Origin of the sequence: Paracoccus sp. S4493 (genome assembly GCF_000967735.1) — a bacterium.
Taxonomy (GTDB): Bacteria; Pseudomonadota; Alphaproteobacteria; order Rhodobacterales; family Rhodobacteraceae; genus Paracoccus; species Paracoccus marcusii.
The window spans coordinates 1-759 of the sequence record NZ_JXYF01000189.1 but is presented as its reverse complement, the minus strand read 5'-3'; the positions used below and the strand labels follow the sequence as shown (position 1 = coordinate 759).

General features: G+C 70.8%; 2 protein-coding genes. Both read left to right on the top strand.

Annotated elements, in window-relative coordinates:
• On the top strand, nucleotides 1-549 hold a 549-nt coding region (locus TW83_RS16160; protein ID WP_045983809.1), incomplete at its 5' end, for an ATP-binding protein.
• On the top strand, nucleotides 546-759 hold a 214-nt coding region (locus tag TW83_RS16155), incomplete at its 3' end, for a response regulator (RefSeq protein ID WP_045983808.1). The genes TW83_RS16160 and TW83_RS16155, both read left to right, overlap by 4 nt.

Sequence of the window (759 nt, the reverse complement as noted above, 5' to 3'; positions counted from 1 at the left end):
GTGGCCGCGAACCTGGACCGGATCATCGGCATGACCGACCGGATCGGCCAGATCACGTCCGAACTGCGCAACTTCTCCCGCAAGGCGACGGGGGCCGTGGGGCGGGTGGCGCTGGCCGACGCGATCCAGGCCTCGCTGATGCTGACGGCCAGCCGACGGCGGACCAGCGCGATGGATTTCGCGCTGCCCGACCTGCCCCCGGATCTGGCCGTCCGGGCCGAGGCCGTGCGTCTGGAACAGATCCTGGTCAACCTGCTGACCAACGCCCATGACGCGCAGGAGGGTCGCTCTGATCCCCGCATCGCCATCGCGGTCCAGGCGGACGACGCCCGCGTCACGCTGACCATCCGCGACAATGGTCCCGGCCTGTCGTCCGCCATGGCCGCACAGCTGTTCACGCCCTTTGCCACGGACAAGCCGCAGGGGCTGGGGCTGGGGCTGGTCATCTCGCGCGACATCGCCCGCGACTTCGGCGGCGAGCTGGACGCCCTGCCCCCGGAACCGGGCCAGGGGGCCGCGTTCCGCCTGACCCTGCCGCGTGCCGCATGACCGGGACCGTCCGCCTGATCGACGATGACGCCGACCTGCGTGCAGTGCTGGAGCAGACGCTGACGCTGGCCGGGATCGCGGTCGAGGCCTTTGCCGATGCCCGTTCGGCCCTTGCCGGGTTGGACGCGGAATACGCGGGCATCGTGCTGTCGGACGTGCGGATGCCCGGAATGGACGGGCTGCAGCTGTTTTCGCATCTGCGGGGGATGG